At 48.7% G+C, this 17,000-nt stretch carries 19 protein-coding genes; 2 read left to right on the top strand and 17 right to left on the bottom strand.

Going from position 1 to position 17,000, the window contains the following annotated elements:
* Positions 1–53 precede the first annotated feature (53 nt).
* On the bottom strand, positions 54–509 hold the full coding sequence (locus IEW26_RS16255; RefSeq protein ID WP_111269993.1) for a MarR family winged helix-turn-helix transcriptional regulator: 456 nt from the start codon (positions 507–509) through the stop codon (positions 54–56).
* 340 nt (positions 510–849) lie between these two features.
* On the opposite strand from IEW26_RS16255, the gene IEW26_RS16250 reads away from it, so the two are divergent.
* A complete protein-coding gene (locus IEW26_RS16250; protein WP_188593119.1) occupies positions 850–2,469 on the top strand; it encodes a YifB family Mg chelatase-like AAA ATPase in 1,620 nt (539 codons plus the stop codon).
* 156 nt (positions 2,470–2,625) lie between these two features.
* On the opposite strand, the gene IEW26_RS16245 is transcribed toward IEW26_RS16250, so the two are convergent.
* The 8 genes from IEW26_RS16245 to rplS all read right to left on the bottom strand — a co-directional run bounded on the left by IEW26_RS16245 (position 2,626) and on the right by rplS (position 9,435).
* Positions 2,626–3,177 (bottom strand): nitroreductase family protein, encoded by a 552-nt coding sequence (locus IEW26_RS16245; RefSeq protein ID WP_188593118.1) that lies wholly within the window; start codon positions 3,175–3,177, stop codon positions 2,626–2,628.
* Between the two features lie 213 nt (positions 3,178–3,390).
* A complete protein-coding gene (locus tag IEW26_RS16240) occupies positions 3,391–3,789 on the bottom strand; it encodes a YraN family protein (protein WP_188593117.1) in 399 nt (132 codons plus the stop codon).
* A complete protein-coding gene (locus IEW26_RS16235) occupies positions 3,783–4,094 on the bottom strand; it encodes an EscU/YscU/HrcU family type III secretion system export apparatus switch protein (RefSeq protein WP_188593116.1) in 312 nt (103 codons plus the stop codon). Before IEW26_RS16235 ends, IEW26_RS16240 begins: the two co-directional genes overlap by 7 nt.
* Positions 4,091–6,121 (bottom strand): TP0910 N-terminal domain-containing protein, encoded by a 2,031-nt coding sequence (locus IEW26_RS16230; RefSeq protein WP_188593115.1) that lies wholly within the window; start codon positions 6,119–6,121, stop codon positions 4,091–4,093. The genes IEW26_RS16235 and IEW26_RS16230 overlap by 4 nt, the downstream gene beginning before the upstream one ends.
* Before the next feature lie 31 nt (positions 6,122–6,152).
* Positions 6,153–6,857, bottom strand: a complete 705-nt coding sequence (gene rnhB, locus IEW26_RS16225) for a ribonuclease HII (RefSeq protein WP_229729888.1) — start codon at positions 6,855–6,857, stop codon at positions 6,153–6,155.
* Positions 6,858–7,272: 415 nt separating this feature from the next.
* Positions 7,273–8,136 carry a ribosome biogenesis GTPase YlqF gene (gene ylqF, locus IEW26_RS16220; RefSeq protein WP_110893198.1) on the bottom strand — a complete coding sequence of 288 codons (864 nt, stop codon included), beginning with the start codon at positions 8,134–8,136 and terminating at the stop codon, positions 7,273–7,275.
* A gap of 35 nt (positions 8,137–8,171) precedes the next feature.
* A complete protein-coding gene (lepB, locus tag IEW26_RS16215) occupies positions 8,172–8,792 on the bottom strand; it encodes a signal peptidase I (RefSeq protein ID WP_111269987.1) in 621 nt (206 codons plus the stop codon).
* Positions 8,793–9,093: 301 nt separating this feature from the next.
* Positions 9,094–9,435: a 50S ribosomal protein L19 gene (gene rplS / locus IEW26_RS16210; RefSeq protein WP_110893202.1), complete on the bottom strand. Its 342-nt coding sequence runs from the start codon at positions 9,433–9,435 to the stop codon at positions 9,094–9,096.
* Positions 9,436–9,837: 402 nt separating this feature from the next.
* Between rplS and IEW26_RS16205 the strand changes: the two genes are divergently transcribed.
* On the top strand, positions 9,838–10,785 hold the full coding sequence (locus IEW26_RS16205) for a polysaccharide deacetylase family protein (RefSeq protein ID WP_188593114.1): 948 nt from the start codon (positions 9,838–9,840) through the stop codon (positions 10,783–10,785).
* 129 nt (positions 10,786–10,914) lie between these two features.
* Here the strand turns inward: IEW26_RS16205 and trmD are convergent, their stop codons facing one another.
* The 8 genes from trmD to ftsY form a co-directional block, all read right to left on the bottom strand.
* Complete coding sequence (trmD, locus tag IEW26_RS16200; protein WP_188593113.1) at positions 10,915–11,676, bottom strand: tRNA (guanosine(37)-N1)-methyltransferase TrmD; 762 nt, start codon at positions 11,674–11,676, stop codon at positions 10,915–10,917.
* Between the two features lies 1 nt (position 11,677).
* Positions 11,678–12,190, bottom strand: coding sequence for a ribosome maturation factor RimM (gene rimM / locus IEW26_RS16195; RefSeq protein WP_188593112.1), 513 nt, complete (start codon positions 12,188–12,190; stop codon positions 11,678–11,680).
* A 301-nt stretch (positions 12,191–12,491) separates the two neighbouring features.
* The gene (locus IEW26_RS16190; RefSeq protein WP_024630185.1) at positions 12,492–12,722 is read right to left on the bottom strand and encodes a KH domain-containing protein; all 231 of its coding nucleotides are present in this window, start codon (positions 12,720–12,722) and stop codon (positions 12,492–12,494) included.
* Between the two features lie 23 nt (positions 12,723–12,745).
* Positions 12,746–13,018 carry a 30S ribosomal protein S16 gene (rpsP, locus tag IEW26_RS16185; RefSeq protein WP_056700527.1) on the bottom strand — a complete coding sequence of 91 codons (273 nt, stop codon included), beginning with the start codon at positions 13,016–13,018 and terminating at the stop codon, positions 12,746–12,748.
* Positions 13,019–13,072: 54 nt separating this feature from the next.
* Positions 13,073–14,449 carry a signal recognition particle protein gene (gene ffh, locus IEW26_RS16180; RefSeq protein WP_111269984.1) on the bottom strand — a complete coding sequence of 459 codons (1,377 nt, stop codon included), beginning with the start codon at positions 14,447–14,449 and terminating at the stop codon, positions 13,073–13,075.
* A gap of 66 nt (positions 14,450–14,515) precedes the next feature.
* Positions 14,516–14,866, bottom strand: a complete 351-nt coding sequence (locus IEW26_RS16175) for a putative DNA-binding protein (protein ID WP_188593111.1) — start codon at positions 14,864–14,866, stop codon at positions 14,516–14,518.
* A gap of 267 nt (positions 14,867–15,133) precedes the next feature.
* On the bottom strand, positions 15,134–15,781 hold the full coding sequence (gene trhA / locus IEW26_RS16170; protein WP_111269982.1) for a PAQR family membrane homeostasis protein TrhA: 648 nt from the start codon (positions 15,779–15,781) through the stop codon (positions 15,134–15,136).
* Between the two features lie 143 nt (positions 15,782–15,924).
* Entirely contained in the window at positions 15,925–16,932 is a 1,008-nt protein-coding gene (gene ftsY / locus IEW26_RS16165; protein WP_188593110.1) for a signal recognition particle-docking protein FtsY, read from the bottom strand.
* Positions 16,933–17,000 lie beyond the last annotated feature (68 nt).

The raw sequence follows: 17,000 nt of genomic DNA, 5'->3' as shown, positions 1-17,000 counted from the left end.
GGAAAAAAACCTCAGCTGAATCAGCTAAGGTTCGGTGGAAATGACAGCTCCAATTATTTTTTGGCTGCATTCATATTGGTTGTGTGTACTTTATCCAGCAAGCCTTTGAACTGTCCAAGCAGTGCTTCAAACTCATTGCTGTTAAGACAAGCATCTCCCTGAATGGCATCCGGGATGCTAAGCGCTTTATTTTTAAGTTCACGTCCTGTATCGGTCAACGTAATTAATACTTTACGCTCGTCCTGAGCAGAACGCTCCCGATAGATGAGTCCGGCTGCCTGCAAACGTTTCAGAAGAGGTGTCAACGTACCTGAATCAAGGTATAACGCCTCACCGATCTCCTTAACCGTACACTCCTGCCGCTCCCACAATACCATCAAAACCAGATACTGAGAATACGTTACACCCAGTACCTCGAGATAAGGCTGGTACAGCTTGGTAATTTCACGTGAACAAGCGTATATGGCAAAGCATAATTGATTGTCAAGCTTCAAACGATCTGTCTGCATGTTGTCTGTCTCACCTGCCTAATGTACATTAAATTGCATTATTGGATCTAAGGCCATCCTAACTGCTTCACCTAAGTTTACAGTGATTCAGATGCCTTGGCTCTATCTTATCACAAAATAGATAAAAAGAAGAATAATTGAGCACAAATTATTTTACAAACCTAATAAATCATTATAAATTAAGTTGTATAAAATATAATCAAGCAACCTCTTGATGCTGACGGGTTGACGCTCTGATCGCTTTTCTATAAAATGCAAGTAGAAGCTGAGGAAGCACCTTAATTCGAAGAACGGCCCGACCTGTGCGGAGCCGATTACCCGAGTGAGGTGTTTCTTTGTTATGTACGGAAAGTTATACAGCTCATGCCTCTATGGTATTGACGGCGTATTAATTGAGGTAGAAACGGATCTGTCGAATGGTTTACCATTGACTTCAATTATCGGACTTCCTGATTCGGCGATCCGTGAAGCCGTTGAACGAGTTCGTGCTGCGATTAAAAACTGCGGATACCAGTATCCTTTGCAGCGCATTACGATTAATCTTGCTCCCGCTGACCTGCGTAAGGAAGGGTCTTCCTTTGACCTCGCCATTGCTATTGCTCTGCTTACAACCAGCGGTCAGCTTGTGCTTCCTCCAGGTGAACGCACTCTGGTGCTGGGGGAGCTCGCACTGGATGGCTCCATTCGCTCTGTGCCCGGTATGTTATCCATGGTTGATCTGGCTAAGAGACAGAGCTTCACGTCGGTTCTATTACCTTCCGACAATGTACAGGAGGCTCGTCTGATTCGTGGAATCGAGATTTACGGACTGCGTCACCTGAAGGACCTGGCACCTGACCTCACAGACAGTCCAGGTCCTCCGGAAAACGATATGGGCAATATGATGGGGGAAATGGCCAGTACAGGGCCAATTACCTTGAAAAATTATAATCATCTGCGAAGCTGTGTGCCGTCCAGTTCACCATGGAATCAAGGCAAGACAACGTCCTCTTTGTCCTCTGAAGACTACAGCGATGTACTGGGACAGCATCATGTCAAACGTGCTCTAATGATTGCCGCTGCCGGAATGCACAATATTATGCTGGTTGGTCCACCTGGTACCGGTAAAACGATGTTAATTAAGCGACTGCCAACGATTTTGCCACCTTTGTCGGAAGAGGAAGCGCTCGAGGTGACCAAAGTGTTAAGCGCAGCCGGACAACTGAAAGAAGCACCACAAGGACTGATTACCGACAGGCCGTTCCGCTCGCCCCATCACACGATATCGGCATCCGGCCTGATTGGAGGCGGCGGCATTCCAAAGCCGGGAGAAGTCAGTCTTGCCCATCGCGGAATATTATTTCTGGATGAGCTGCCCGAGTTTCAGCGTCAAGTTCTGGAGGTGCTCAGACAACCACTTGAGGATCACTCCGTAACAATCAGTCGTGCAAGAGCTGCATTCACGTTTCCTGCACAGTTCATGCTCGCCTGCTCGATGAATCCATGTCCCTGTGGATATTTATCAGCCCAGAGTGAGAATCAGCGCTGCATCTGCACTCCTGCTCGCGTAGCAGCATACCGTGCCAGAATTTCGGGTCCACTGCTTGATCGTATCGACCTGCAGATCGAGGTACCTCCACCGGGGGATTGGCGAAAGTCGGGTGTCTCTCCTTCCTCCGCTGACATGCAAAGCAAAGTAATTGCAGCCCATGCCATTCAGGCCAAACGTTACGCGAACCATCCGGTTCGCTGGAACAGTCAGCTCTCGGGTACCTTTTTACGGAAAAAGATTCACCTGCCGCCTACGGCGGAGCAGCTGTTAGACGAAACGTTGACTACGCTTCAGCTTAGCATGCGTGCCCGTGATCGAATTGTGAAGATGGCCCAGACGATCGCAGATCTGGATGATGAAGGAATGATTCAAACCGCTCATGTGGCGGAAGCAATACAGTATCGTCAGTTAGACCTGAATTTATTTTAATACTGCGGGATGCGGCTTGACCAACATAAAGAGCCGTATGAGAGCTCTCCATAAATGTTAATGAAGAGTCTGATACGGCCCTGAAAAAGGCTTTTATCCCATGCCAGCAAACAAGACTTGGATACCATTCATAGAACGTCTCGTTGAAACAGGTTGTTACTCAAACAAAGTCAGCTTGTCCTTGGCTGGTGTGCGCTCTTTCGGTGATGGAACAACCTCCGGGTATCCCATATAGATCATGCCTATAATCTTCTCTCCGGCCTTGATACCAAGCTCCTTACGGAATTTGGGTGCATAGAGAAATGGTTTGGTTACCCAGAACGTGCCAATCTCTTCACTCCAGGCCGCGAGCATAAAGTTCTGAACCAGCGCACTGACTGCAGCAAAATCCTCATCCCAAATCGCTTGTCTCGGGTCTTCCTCCATTACAACAAGCATAATGGAAGGCACCTGCAGCACATTGGCCGAAAACTTGTTGTCTTCGCCCATCTCGGCTTCAATGGCCTCTGCCAGCTTTTTACGTCCTTTGCCGCTAAACAGTACAAATCTCCATGGCTCACGCAATTTATGGTTGGGCGCCCAAACCGCTGTATCGAGCAAATCTATAATCTGCTCCGTCGGAACAGCCTCATTTTTAAACTTTTTGACGGTTCGCCGGCTCTGGATCGCATGCCGGACTGCGTTACCTGTGTTCGTCGCTTTACTCATGGCTCATGCCTCCCTCTCCACATCATACGTGCAGGTTACAGCTTCCATTATACACGCTTCTACTGCCGAGATTCAAAACCGACTCAAAGTACAGACCTTGATGATCCTCTTATCCCCTATAATCCCACCCATCCAACAAAAAAAGATGAGCCTTAGATATCTCCTTCGATATCTGAAGTCCCATCTTTTCTGTCATTTGTTAATTATACAAGCTTAAAATGCGTTCTCTACATGATTAACGGATATAATCTCACCCTTGGAGCTCATCATCACAGCAATGACATCAAAGCGAATCTGACAAGCATGCTCTCCGGTCATTTGTATGTAAACGGCGGCGGTGGATCGCACCTGCTGCATTTTGCGCTGATCGACAGACTCCTGCGGAGTCCCGAATGCAGCATGTGAACTGCGGCTTCGAACTTCGACAAAAATTAACAAATCGCCATGAGATGCGATGATATCCACTTCTCCGCTGCGGCAGCGCCAGTTTCGTTGAAGGATACGATACTGGTGCTGCTCTAACCAGCGGCAAGCCTGTTCTTCTCCAATTCGACCCTTCTGCTGACGAGTCAGCTTGCCATTCAACTTCTCACCTGACCCTGAGTCTACCATGTCTCCTCCTCATCACGACCAGAGGCAAGCCGGTCTGCTCGGTACACATAGGTCAGCACCTCAGCCACCAGCTGGTACAGCTCTGCTGGAATCTGTTCATCCAGATCCAGCTTGGAGAGCACTTCCACGAGTGCTGCATCCTCCTGCACGGGAACCCCGTTTTCCTTGGCTTTATCCAGAATAGCTTCGGCCACTTTACCACGGCCTTTGGCTACAACAACCGGCGCTTCGGTTTCTCCGGGAACATATTTTAACGCCACTGCTTTTTTGGATAACAAATCCGGCTGCGGTGATTCCTCTTTCATACTTTGAAATCAACCCCTTTATATCGCTCAGGGCTGTAGTCTGCTGCGGTCACGGTTCGCTCTGCCCCAGCCTCCTGCCCTGCAGGCCAAGACTCTGCCCTGAAGGTCAGCAACTGATATCCCAGCTTGTCGAGTGATTGCTGTATCCTCTCACGGCCGCTCTCCAGCAAAGCTCCCATCCCCTCATTGTCATTAAGCACACGCAGACTGACAATGTTATTCACCACATGCACATCCACCAGCGTATGTCCCAGGCTCTTCATGTCCAGATCAAACAGCAAGCGGCAGTTGGACGCATCCAGCTCACCGCGCTGACCACGGCGCGACTGAATCTGTACCGAAGCGGTCTGTTCTCCATCCGGGCCGGTGATGGGGATAAACCAGTGCATCTGTGCAAACGTTGCACTGCGGTCGGTGGTAAGCAGCAGCTGCTGACCTGTCAGATACTGCACCGCTTGGGCGGCGGCATCTTTCAGTGCCGCCGGAGCACTGTCGCTGCTGGCAAGCTGCAGCAGCAAGCCCTTGAGCGTGTCCGCGTTCGCCGGACTCGCTGCTTCCCCCACGCGCGGCTGCATCGCCGCGCCGTGAACGGCCTGCTGCTCGTGCTCCGCACCGAGCAGCTTCAACACGCGCCCCACCCACGGGTCTCCCCCGTGGGTGACTGGCGCGTGCGCTGCCGCCGCGCCCGCAGGTGCGGCGGCAGGCAAGGGCTGCGGCGAGCCTTCGGCAGCCGCAGCCGCCTGGCCGCCCTGCTGCGCAGCAGGGGCGGCAGTGGACGCGCTGCGCAGCGCGTCCAGCAGCGCCAGCAGCTTGGGCGCCAGCTGCGCTGGCGTAGGCGCCGCTGGCGCGGCCTGGCCTGCTGCGGACTGCGTTGCCGCAGCAGCAGGCGTGTCAGGGCGGCCGTCTGTGCGCACGGCCGCCCCTTCAGGCTGGCCGGCGTTTCCGCGGCCAGCCACAGCTTCCGCCGCCCCCGGAGTTCCCGGGCGGCTGCCATTCATGCCCGCGTCCGCAGCTCGCGGGCTCTCCCCGGGTATTCCGCTACCCGCCGGAATACCTGCACTGCCTCTGCCAGCCGCTTCAGCCTGGCTGGCAGCCCCTTTCGCGCCAGCCTCAGGACTGGCCTGCGTCTGGCTCGTCTGTTGCGGCATGCTTCCTTTCGACGTCTGACTCACATCGCCAGCGGCAGCTTCCCCACCACTCGCTGCTGAGGCAGCATTAGCAGCTTGCGTAGTCTGAGCCTGCTGCTGCGAGGACAAGGCAGCTGCCCCTGGCATTCCCGCCGCCGGGCGATTCACAAGAGCTGCCGCTGTGGCTGCCTCGCCTTCTGGCTGGACAGCCGCAGCAGCAAGCGGTGCAGAAGTTCCGGGCTGTCCCGTTACAATTCCAACTTTGGCATTGGTCGCTGCCTCTCCTCCCGGAACCGGTTTACCTGTCTGAGAGAGCAGAGACTCCAGCTGCTCCGCTAATCCGCTCAACAGCTGATGCAGCGGAGGTCCAAATACAGTCTGATGTAATCCTTTTACTGTCTCTGCCGTCACAGGAAGTCCGCGCTGAAAAGCAATCCCCGCTGCCTGTACCCATTCTTCCACAGGCACTTGGGCAGGCTTGGCTGCCATCATCGTTTGTACCATCGCTACATTATCCTTGGTCAAAGGCAGACCGCTGCGCTGCATCGCTATCAGCAATTCCCGGTTGTCCTTGGTGTCAGGCAGACCAACCTCCTGCATGAGATTGTTCAGTGAAGCCTGCGGCAGTTCTGTCAGAGAACCCGCAACTGGCTTCATCACGGTCATGCCATTTTCACCTGGAGGCTGAACCTGAAGCAGTGTCGTTTCGCCCGGACGGAGTGGAGTCTCCAGTTTGGCACGTACCTGCACGCCTTGAATCTGCAGCACGGCCTCGCCCCCATCATCCGATACGCTTACCACAGAGCCACGAACAACCTGACCCTCCTTTAATTCGAGCGGCTTGGCATTCCCTGGTTTGCCGTCTCCAATCAAACCACGAATCATAGAGCTGATATTCAACTCTCTCCCCCTCCTTCCGAGAAGTTCCAATTCAAAACAGCGTTTGCTGCTCTCCTAACAAATTACCGAGAAAACTGCGCCGATGCATCGGCGTAGCCCCGAGTGCCATAATCTGTTCGCGATGAAATTGCGTAGCGTAACCTTTATGTACCGATAAACCATATTCCGGGTATAACGCATCCCATTCTCCTTTGCACAGACGATCTCTCGTTACCTTCGCCACAATGGACGCGGCAGCAATAGATTGACTATTCGCATCCCCTTTAATAATAGACAGCTGCGGAATATTCACATCTACCTTTTCAGCATCGACCAGCAGATAGTGTGGGGTTTCACTGAGTGCCTCTACAGCATGTTTCATCGCCATTCTAGCCGCCTGTTTAATGTTCATTCGATCAATCGTTTCGGCATCTGCATATCCTACGCCAACAGCCAGTGCGTTCTCCATAATTATGTCATACAACGCTTCGCGCTTTTTCTCGGACAGCTTTTTGGAATCATTCACCCCTTCCAAAATAAGCCCTGGAGGCAAAATAACCGCAGCCGCAACGACATCCCCAAACAAACAACCGCGCCCTACCTCGTCTATCCCGGCAATATATTCAAAGCCGCTCCCCCAATATTCCCGCTCATACAACAACAGGTCCTGCGGTTCGCTCGCTTCCTTTTTCTTTTTCTTCCGTTTGCCCGGCTGATCGGGCAGCTGCAGCTCAAGCATTTCATCGTTGACAGCCATGTTTTTCATCTCCTTTACACCTGATTCATACAGCCGTGTGGTTCCTTACCATCTATTAAACGTTAGACGTTGACACTCGTATCTTTGTTTCGATTGAATCAAATCACTGCACAACGTTTCGTTTTAAAAAGGAATACTACAACATCGTGATGTCTTCATTTATCGGTTGTTTTCAGGTGAAATTGAATACATGCAAACAGATGTTTCTACAAATTTGCACTACCAATTATCATAACATGATTACTAGACCACTCATATACAGAAGAATCAATTCCACCAAGCACACTTTACTTCAATTCTCTTCCAAAAAAATCGAATTTCATCTAGCATTGACCCTTGCTATGAACACAAAAACGACCGTTCCCGGTAATCCGGTAACGGCCGCTTCCTTCGGCTCTTGTAATGCTGTCTCTACTTAATAAGGAGCTTCCATTGAGAAACGTCCCATCTTACCTGCGCGTAACTCCCGCAAAAACGCCCGCGATGCCTTTTCCAGATCGATACGTCCACCGCTAATGACACAACCGCGGATTCGGCCAACCTGTTCCATGATAGCAATTACGCTGTCGGAATCATCTGCATCCCGGGAGAACTCCTGAAGACCGTACCGCTCTTCAAGCGCATCCCAATAATAACGCATCAGATAACTGATTCCAAAGAACGCAATGTCTTCTGCATTCAAAATTTCCTCTTTGATTGCACCCGTCACAGCTAGACGGTACCCGACATTTTGATCTTCAAACTTCGGCCACAGAATGCCGGGTGTATCCAGCAGTTCCATCTCCTTGCCTACTTTAATCCACTGCTGGCCCTTCGTTACACCCGGACGATCTCCTGTCGCAGCAATGCTGCGTCCAGCCAGCCGATTGATTAATGTCGATTTGCCTACGTTTGGAATACCGACAATCAACCCTCGAACAGCACGGGGATTAATGCCTTTTGCCAATTGACGGTCGATCTTCTCCTTGAGAAGAAGTCTTGCCTGAGCAGGAATATCCTTTACGTTTGTGCCTGTGGAAGCATCCACAGGAAACGCTGTAATGCCTTCTTTTTTAAAATATTCAATCCACTCTTGCGTCACCTTGGCATCGGCCAAATCCGACTTGTTCAGCAAAATCATACGTGGTTTATCCATCAAAATCTCGTCGATCATCGGATTACGGCTGGAGACAGGCAGACGGGCATCCAACAGTTCGATGACCACGTCAATGAGCTTCAACTTGTCCTGAATCTGGCGTCTGGCTCGGGTCATATGACCTGGAAACCATTGTATCGTCACCTTGTCTTCACCTCATTTAATACATACTTTGAATGTTAGTGGTTGATCCACTTAATCTCTCCAATTGGCCAGAAAATAACATCCGCACGGCCAATAATATCTTTCAATGAGACATAACCGATCATCCGGCTGTCTGTACTGTTCGGACGGTTGTCTCCCATAACAAACACATGCCCTGCCGGCACCTTGCCATCCGGGAATTGTTCATTCGGGAAATCCTTCACGTTATACGTACCGCCATTCGCCTCGGCTGCATCGATAGCACCCTGGATATAGGTTTCGTTAACCTTCTGTCCGTTAACCGTTACCGTATCTCCCTGAACCTGCACCGTATCCCCAGCTACCGCAATGACACGTTTAATGAAATCCCGTCCTTCGGAAGGTACATGGAAGACGATAACTTCACCACGCTTGGGCTCACGGATATCGTACAGAATTTCATTGACAATGACACGTTCTCCTGTCGAGAAGTTCGGCTGCATGGACGGCCCGTCCACTACAAATGGTTTGAAGAGCAGCCAGCGAATCAGAATGACCAGCACCAATGCAATCACAATGGCCTTCAGCCACTCCACAATTTCATTTTTCGCTTTTTTGGATCGATTATTTTTTTCTTCGGCAGGTATGCCCTGGTCCTGTTGAACTTCTTGTTCCATATTAAGATCTTCCTCTCTTCACAGTACATGTTTATAGCAGAATACATCCAGTCTTTTGCCGCATCCCAGCATCAAGCATAGAAAGCAAAAAACTCCACTCAGTTATGTAATTCTTGCAGCCAAGCATTACAGTACATTCACCCACAATTTTAAATGCCTTTGATAACTGATGTCCAATCCTCCCGGACTTTACGCCGCATATCCGCCATACCATTTTACTCGGAAGTGTACCTCCGGTTCAACTTTTCCCGGACAAAAACGAAAAGGGCTTGTCTCCAAGCCCTTCCCGGTATCCGTTATATTAACGAATTTCTTTAATTCTCGCTGCTTTACCGCGCAGTTCACGAAGATAATAAAGCTTCGCACGACGCACTTTACCACGGCGAGCCACTTCGATTTTCTCGATTTTAGGGGAATGAAGCGGGAAAGCTCTTTCCACACCTACACCGTAAGAAATTTTACGAACTGTAAAAGTCTCACTGATTCCACCACCGCGACGTTTAATCACAACACCTTCGAACAATTGGATACGCTCACGAGTTCCCTCGATTACCTTAACGTGCACTTTCAAAGTGTCACCAGGACGAAAACTCGGAATATCTTTGCGAAGTTGTTCTTGAGTAATCGCTTGAACGATATTCATCTATGACTCCCTCCTTCCGTACAGGCGTTCATACTTCTTCCAGAGATCACCTTGTCTCCTTCATTATCCATAGAGGACCGCCGTATTCCACACAACAGACTTATTGTATCATGTGGCATATCAAAACACAAGAAAAAATAAACAGCAATGAGCAGCAATACAGTAGACTACGCGACAAGCACTTCTCTTTCTTATATATATGAATATGCATAACATGCCTGACTTCCTATAATAACTGAAGAACTAATTTCCAGTAAGATGAAAAAGTCAACCTTTAAGCAGGATAAAATAATGTAACTTTCCGACATAGAAGATCGTCTATCATGTAGTAATACGCTCGTTCCGCGAGCTACTTATACAAACTAAAGACATAGATGAACGTTAAAGGAGAAACAGAGAAACATGAAGTACACAAAAAAAATTCTGCTTGTCGCCGCTGCCTTGCTCACATGCACCATTACTTTATACGCATATGCTGTCAATCATCCAACAAACGCATTATCCCACAAAGCCTGCTCGTCCTGGAATGTCGTACAGCGCAAGATGTTTACATTCTCACATCCTGACTTTTCCATGCGATCCAAGCTCGATCGCTCAAGCTTTGTTGTCAAACCAGGCACGGCTACAGAAGTCCCGGTACTCATGTATCATTATGTTACCCCTCGCTTGGACAATCGCGAGCCTCACAATAAATCAGTTATTGATCTGGACTCATTTGAAGAGAATATGAAATATTTGTACGATAACGGATATAAGACAATCACCCTCGACCAGCTTGAAAAGTATGTTAACGGCGAGATTTCTTTGCCAAAAAAATCAATCGTCATCACCTTTGACGATGGATACCAGAACAATTATACGTTAGCTTATCCGGTGCTCAAAAAATATCATTTCCATGCTTCTCTTTTTGTGATTGGAAGTCGAATTCAGCCCAAACCGGTGGATTTTAACCCTAGCAAAAAAAGCGATATTTCCTGGCCTGAGATGAAAGCCGGAAGTGATGTATTTGAATACAACAGTCACACCTACGATCTGCATCACAAGGGATATATGGTGTGCGGAGACGATCTGCCCGTTACACTCGATACCAGCCTGCTGGACCACGATATTGAACAAATCAAGCACATCGGTATCAATACACCTTATATCGCCTATCCGTATGGTTACTTTAGCGAACAGATGATATATAAGCTGCATCAGCATGGATATCGCATGGGGTTCACGGTTAGACCCGGATTCGTTCATCCTGGCGACTCACCTATGGTGTTACCCCGCTTGACCGTCACCAGTGATACCGATATGGCCACCTTGCTGCGAACAGGCTCCAACATCCTCAGTGAGAAGCCCTAGATCAGCACCCAGGGTTGCAGCCTGATTTTCAAAACTCTCATCTCCACATAATGCAAAAAGCCGATAAGCACAGCATTAGCTGTCTTCTCGGCTTTTTTCGATGTGTAGCTTGGCTATTTTTCTTTTACACTACTTCTTCTCACGTTCAGCCTTGTACTGTTCAAGCCATTTGCGTTCCTTATCGGTCAGCTCCGCCGTCTCCAGCAGTTCAGGTCTGCGCTCCAGCGTACGAATCAGAGACTGTTCTCTACGCCAGGCCTCAATATTCAGATGGTGGCCCGATAGAAGCATATCAGGTACCTTCATACCTCTAAAATCAGGCGGACGCGTATAATGGGGATATTCGAGCAGCCCTGTACTGAATGAATCCGTTACTGCACTTGTCTCGTTCCCCAACACACCTGGAATCAGCCGCACAATGCTATCAATGGCCACCATGGCCGGAAGCTCACCGCCAGTAAGCACATAATCGCCAATGGACAGTTCATCCGTCACCAGAAATTCACGAATACGTTCATCGTAGCCCTCGTAATGACCACAAATAAAGATCAGATGCTGCTCCTGAACGAGTTCCTCTGCCTTCTTCTGCGTGAACGTTTCACCCTGCGGACACATCAGAATGATTCGCGGGGCTTTCATCGCCGCTGTGGCTTCTCCGCGCTGCTCCAGTATATCTTCTACCGCAGCAAAGATCGGGTCAGGCTTGAGCACCATGCCCCCACCTCCGCCATAAGGCGCATCATCCACAGTATTATGTTTATTGGTTGCGTAATTACGGAAATTGGTCGCCCCGAGCGAAACCAGCCCTTTGTCCTGTGCCTTTCCTAAAATGCTCGTACTGAATACCCCGTCGAACATTTCAGGAAATAATGTTAAAACATCCACCTTCATGCTACAGCAGTCCTTCCATCAGGTGAATCTTGACCTGCTTTTGTTCCACATCCACATCCAGTACAACATCATCAATCACCGGAATCAGCACCTCTTTACCTCCCGGTGTTTTGACAACCCAGACGTCATTGGCACCAGGTGTTAGAATTTCCGTAATGGTACCAAGGGTTTCTCCTTCTTCGGTAATTACAGAACATCCCACGATCTGATGGAAATAATATTCTCCTTCTTCCAGATCGGCCAGATTTTCCTTCGATACCTTTGCCATTCCGCCTTTGAACTTCTCTACTTCGTTAATATTGCCGTATTCTTTCAGACGAACAATATACATATTTTTATGCAAACGTGCAGACTCCACTGTAACCGGCACCGGCCGATCATCCGAAGTAAACAGGAACATCTCGGCATTTTTAGCGAAACGAACCTCAGGAAAGTCAGTCAAAGGCATGATTTTCAATTCGCCGCGAATCCCGTGTGTATTTACAATTTTACCTACATTCATAAACTCTGCCATACAATCCTCCTACGGTATTCAATCAAAATAAACAGGTACTTCGACTCTCGTACGGCCGTTCCGGCGACGGTTCGTTCTTCCGATCGCTGTTACCCCCTCATTTTTTGAACTATTATAAAAGGTGAAAATGAGGTGATAAAGGCGAACGCTAACGCTTCTCCAGAATCGATTCCGTCCCCTGCACTACTCCGAAGTAACTCATACCACAAAATATTTTAATTCAATAACTAATCCAACATATTAAGTTCAGCATGCACGAAAAGGGGCTAGGACATGCATCCTAACCCCCTTTCGTATATCTTTAAGATATGATATCAACGGTAACCCGTTTATCCATCTTAACTGCTGCTGATGTGACGACCGTACGAAGAGATTTTGCGATTCGTCCCTGTTTTCCGATCACCTTTCCGACATCGTCGGGATGCACCGTTAACTCGTAAACGACAAGCCGGTCTTTCTCAACCGTCCGAACCGCCACATCTTCCGGATGATCGACCAAAGCCTTAGCAATTATGCTTACTAATTCTTCCATAGATGACCCTCCGAATCAGCACCTTATTTAGATAATTTAGACTCGTGGAATTTCTTCATCACGCCCGCTTTGCTCAGCAAGTTGCGGACAGTGTCGGATGCTTGCGCACCGTTTTGAAGCCATTGCAACGCTTTATCTTCATCGATCTTAACAACAGCCGGTTGTTCAACCGGGTTGTAGTAACCGATCTCCTCGATAAAACGACCGTCACGTGGGGAACGGGAATCCGATACCACTACACGGTAGAAAGGAGCTTTGTGAGCACCCATACGTTTCAGACGAATACGAACTGCCATTTGAAAATTCACCTCCTTCAATGAAATCTGGTTCTCATGTAAACTGCTATTCAATCAACGGAAAGGAAACTTCATTCCTTTACCAAGACCTTTGAGCTGTTTCATCGCTTTGTTTTTGCCACCTTTAGGGCCCATCATATCCGAGAACTGCTTCATCATACGGCGCATCTCATCGAACTGCTTGATCAGACGATTCACCTCTGCCAGCGATGTTCCACTTCCGGTAGCAATCCGCTTCCGGCGGCTGTGATTGATCATGTCCGGGTTACGTTTCTCTTCGGTTGTCATGGAATACACAATCGCTTCGATTCGGCCCATCTGTTTGTCATCCACCTTCAGGTCTTTCGCTTGTTTCATCTTGCCCATACCCGGAATCATATCCATGATCTGGTCAATCGGTCCAAGCTTTTTCACCTGATCCATCTGCTCCAGGAAATCTTCGAACGTAAACTCGGCATTACGCATCTTACGTTCCATTTCCTTCGCTTTCTCGGTATCAATGTTGGACTGTGCCTTCTCAATCAAAGACAGCATATCCCCCATACCGAGAATCCGTGAAGCCATACGTTCCGGATGGAATGGCTCCAGTGCATCCAGCTTTTCTCCAAGAGAAGCAAACTTGATCGGACAGCCTGTAACTGCTTTGACAGACAATGCCGCACCGCCGCGTGTATCACCGTCCAGCTTCGTCAGCACAACACCAGTCAGATCAAGCTGCTGATTAAAGTGTTCTGCCACATTAACCGCGTCCTGCCCCGTCATACTATCGACAACAAGCAGTACTTCATCCGGATTCACAACGCTGTGGATCTGGCGCAGCTCCTCCATCAGTTCTTCATCGACGTGCAGACGTCCTGCTGTATCGACGATTACATAATCATTGCCGTTATCCTTGGCATGCTGCAGACCCTGGCGAGCAATCTCCACCGGGCTTGTCTGGTCACCAAGGGTGAATACCGGTGCTTTAAGCTGTTCTCCAAGCACCTGAAGCTGCTTGATCGCAGCCGGACGGTAGATGTCACCCGCAACCAGCAAAGGTCTGCTGTTTTGCTTCTGCAGCATTTTCGCCAGTTTACCGGACGTTGTTGTTTTACCCGCACCTTGTAAACCAACCATCATGATCACTGTAGGCGGTTTGTTTGACTTCGCCAGCTTGGCCTGACTTCCACCCATGAGCTCCGTCAGCTCTTTGTTAACAATGTCAATGATGACCATTCCGGGTGTGAAGCTCTCCATTACTTCTTTGCCGACAGCCTTCTCTTTCACTTTGGCGATGAATTCCTTGACCACTTTGAAGTTTACATCCGCTTCAAGCAATGCCAGACGTACCTCGCGCATCGCTTCGGCTACGTCCTCGTCAGACACCTTGCCTTTGCCGCGCAGCTTGCTGAACACATTCTGCAGTCGGGTCGTTAATCCTTCAAATGCCATGATCCCACCTCCTTTAAGCTTACTTACGTTTGTCAGAACGTCTCGTCACAATTCATTGTGCTTTGGTTACTCGCCCAGTTGTGCAACGAGATCGTGTATTGGTTTGTTGTTATCCATCGTAACGCCAGCGCGTTCCAATGCTTGCTGTAACTCTTCAAGGCAGCGGCTGCGTCTCTCATACTTCCCCAGCAAGCCCAGCTTGCTTTCGTAGTTTTCCAGCACTTGCTCAGCACGCTTGATATGCTCGTATACCGCCTGGCGGCTGATCTCAAACTCGGCTGCGATCTCGCCAAGTGAAAAATCATCATGAAAGTAATACTTCAAAAAGGTTTGCTGCTTCTCTGTAAGCAGCGATTCATAAAAAGCAAAAAGCAAGTTAATCCGGTTTGTCTTCTCAAGCCGGTTTTCTTGACTCATATCGGGGCACTCCCTTCGTCAAGGAAAAACACTTTACACTCTTGCAACGTTCCTAATAATACCTAAAACTAATCAGTATGTCAAGCAAAAATACTTGTCACAATAAAAAGAGCAGCAATTCCGAAGTTCTATCAAGCAGAAACGCTGTTACGAGGCCATTTCTGAGTCTTTTTTGCCTGCTTGCGATACCAATTATTCTCCTGATGCATCCCGCCTGAAAAACAAAAAACGAAACGTCTCGATACAACGAGGCGATTCGTTAGACGTTTAGCGAAGTGGAGTTAAATAGATCAGCACGGCAAAGAAATGCAGAATGCTGCCGGCCAGTACAAACAAGTGCCAGATGGCATGGTGAAACGGAAATGCTCTCCATACATAGAACAGTGTGCCCAATGTATACATCAGTCCTCCACCAACCAGCAGCACGATGCCTCCCGTTGGAATGGCCGCTATAAGCGGATTCCAGGCTACAACGATCAGCCAGCCCATCGCAATGTAAAAAATCGTGGACATAAACAGAAACTTCTTCGTAAAGAAGGCTTTAAAGATCACCCCGGCGAGGGCAATGCCCCAAATGATGCCAAACAAGGTCCAGCCCAGCGTTCCGCGGACAGCGATAAACAAAAAAGGTGTGTATGTGCCTGCGATAAACAGATAAATGGAGGAGTGGTCAAAAAACTCAAACAAATCTTTCGCTTTTCCCTCTTTGAGCGCGTGAACCAGTGTTGAATTCGTATACAGCAGCAGCATCGTAATGCCATAGATCGTAAAGCTGACCACGTGCCAGGCGGTGCCTTTCATACTGGAAAATACAATTAACAGCACTAACGCAGCTACACTGAGTGCTGCACCAATGCCATGTGTCACTGCATTAGCAACCTCTTCACGTCGGGAGTAAGTATAGGTATTGGCCATATCAACCTTCCTTTCTGACCCACTACTATCTCAGTTATTCTCATTATACACGTATTGCCGATGACATTACACGTGAGCTCTCACATGTTGCAGCGGCAATACGATGAATACTTCTATTTTGATTTACACCTTGTTGATCAGGTTTAATTATTCTCGCCTTCAGCTTCCTCTGTCTGCTGTTCCTGGATTAATCCGGCGAACAGGGCATGTACAAACTGCTCGGAATCAAACTCCTGCAGATCATCAATTTTCTCACCCAGTCCAACCAGCTTCACAGGTAAATCCAGCTCTTGACGAATGGCGACAACAATTCCGCCTTTTGCGGTCCCATCCAGCTTGGTGAGCACCAGACCTGTTACACCGCTTTTCTCACCGAAAAGCTTGGCCTGATTTAATGCATTTTGACCTGTCGTTGCATCCAGCACCATTAACACCTCATGCGGAGCGCTCGGAATTTCACGTTGAATGACACGATAGATTTTGTTCAGCTCATCCATCAGATTTGTTTTATTTTGCAAACGACCCGCCGTATCACACAGGAGCACATCTGCTCCGCGCTGCTTGGCAGCCTGCACCGCATCATACATAACAGCCGCAGGATCAGAACCGGATTGCTGCTTGATCACATCAACACCTGCGCGTTGTCCCCATACTTCAAGCTGCTCAATTGCTCCGGCACGGAACGTATCCCCCGCAGCCATAATTACTTTTTTGCCTTGCTGCTTGAAGCGATGAGCGAGCTTGCCAATCGTTGTTGTTTTACCAACACCGTTCACACCAACAAACAAAATAACGGTAATGCCATCCGGATTCATTTTCAGTTCGTTATTTTGCTCGCCACGAAGCAAATCCGTCAGCTTCTCTGATAATACAGGCTGCAGCTCAGCCGCATCCTCAATCTTGCGTTTTTTCACCTCTGCGCGCAAATCTTCAATCAGATTCATGACGGTATTGACGCCTACATCCGCTCCGATCAGAATTTCTTCGAGCTCCTCATAAAATTCCTCATCTATTTTTTTACGGCGAATGACCAGATCGGTTACTTTTTCCACAAGCCCTTTACGGGTTTTCTCAAGTCCGTCCTTGAACTGTTTGGTTACCGATTCCGTTTTACTTGCAATGCTGTCTCTCAGCTTTTTAAAGAAACTCATAAAGCCCCTCCATCGTGTGCATAATTAAATCGTAATGGTGTGTAAAAATAATTAATAGCTGTACTCCA

Origin of the sequence: Paenibacillus silvae, assembly GCF_014639235.1 — a bacterium.
Classification (GTDB): Bacteria; Bacillota; Bacilli; order Paenibacillales; family Paenibacillaceae; genus Paenibacillus; species Paenibacillus silvae.
The sequence above is the reverse complement of the archived record's forward strand: the minus strand, read 5'-3'. Positions and strand labels throughout refer to the sequence as shown.

Bases quoted from the DNA above. Each gene is read 5' to 3' on its own strand.
- IEW26_RS16255 (WP_111269993.1), bottom strand. From the start codon at position 509: ATGCAGACAGATCGTTTGAAGCTTGACAATCAATTATGCTTTGCCATA.
- IEW26_RS16250 (WP_188593119.1), top strand. From the start codon at position 850: ATGTACGGAAAGTTATACAGCTCATGCCTCTATGGTATTGACGGCGTA.
- IEW26_RS16245 (WP_188593118.1), bottom strand. From the start codon at position 3,177: ATGAGTAAAGCGACGAACACAGGTAACGCAGTCCGGCATGCGATCCAG.
- IEW26_RS16240 (WP_188593117.1), bottom strand. From the start codon at position 3,789: ATGGTAGACTCAGGGTCAGGTGAGAAGTTGAATGGCAAGCTGACTCGT.
- IEW26_RS16235 (WP_188593116.1), bottom strand. From the start codon at position 4,094: ATGAAAGAGGAATCACCGCAGCCGGATTTGTTATCCAAAAAAGCAGTG.
- rnhB (WP_229729888.1), bottom strand. From the start codon at position 6,857: ATGGCTGTCAACGATGAAATGCTTGAGCTGCAGCTGCCCGATCAGCCG.
- lepB (WP_111269987.1), bottom strand. From the start codon at position 8,792: ATGGAACAAGAAGTTCAACAGGACCAGGGCATACCTGCCGAAGAAAAA.
- rplS (WP_110893202.1), bottom strand. From the start codon at position 9,435: ATGAATATCGTTCAAGCGATTACTCAAGAACAACTTCGCAAAGATATT.
- IEW26_RS16205 (WP_188593114.1), top strand. From the start codon at position 9,838: ATGAAGTACACAAAAAAAATTCTGCTTGTCGCCGCTGCCTTGCTCACA.
- trmD (WP_188593113.1), bottom strand. From the start codon at position 11,676: ATGAAGGTGGATGTTTTAACATTATTTCCTGAAATGTTCGACGGGGTA.
- rimM (WP_188593112.1), bottom strand. From the start codon at position 12,190: ATGGCAGAGTTTATGAATGTAGGTAAAATTGTAAATACACACGGGATT.
- IEW26_RS16190 (WP_024630185.1), bottom strand. From the start codon at position 12,722: ATGGAAGAATTAGTAAGCATAATTGCTAAGGCTTTGGTCGATCATCCG.
- rpsP (WP_056700527.1), bottom strand. From the start codon at position 13,018: ATGGCAGTTCGTATTCGTCTGAAACGTATGGGTGCTCACAAAGCTCCT.
- ffh (WP_111269984.1), bottom strand. From the start codon at position 14,449: ATGGCATTTGAAGGATTAACGACCCGACTGCAGAATGTGTTCAGCAAG.
- IEW26_RS16175 (WP_188593111.1), bottom strand. From the start codon at position 14,866: ATGAGTCAAGAAAACCGGCTTGAGAAGACAAACCGGATTAACTTGCTT.
- trhA (WP_111269982.1), bottom strand. From the start codon at position 15,781: ATGGCCAATACCTATACTTACTCCCGACGTGAAGAGGTTGCTAATGCA.
- ftsY (WP_188593110.1), bottom strand. From the start codon at position 16,932: ATGAGTTTCTTTAAAAAGCTGAGAGACAGCATTGCAAGTAAAACGGAA.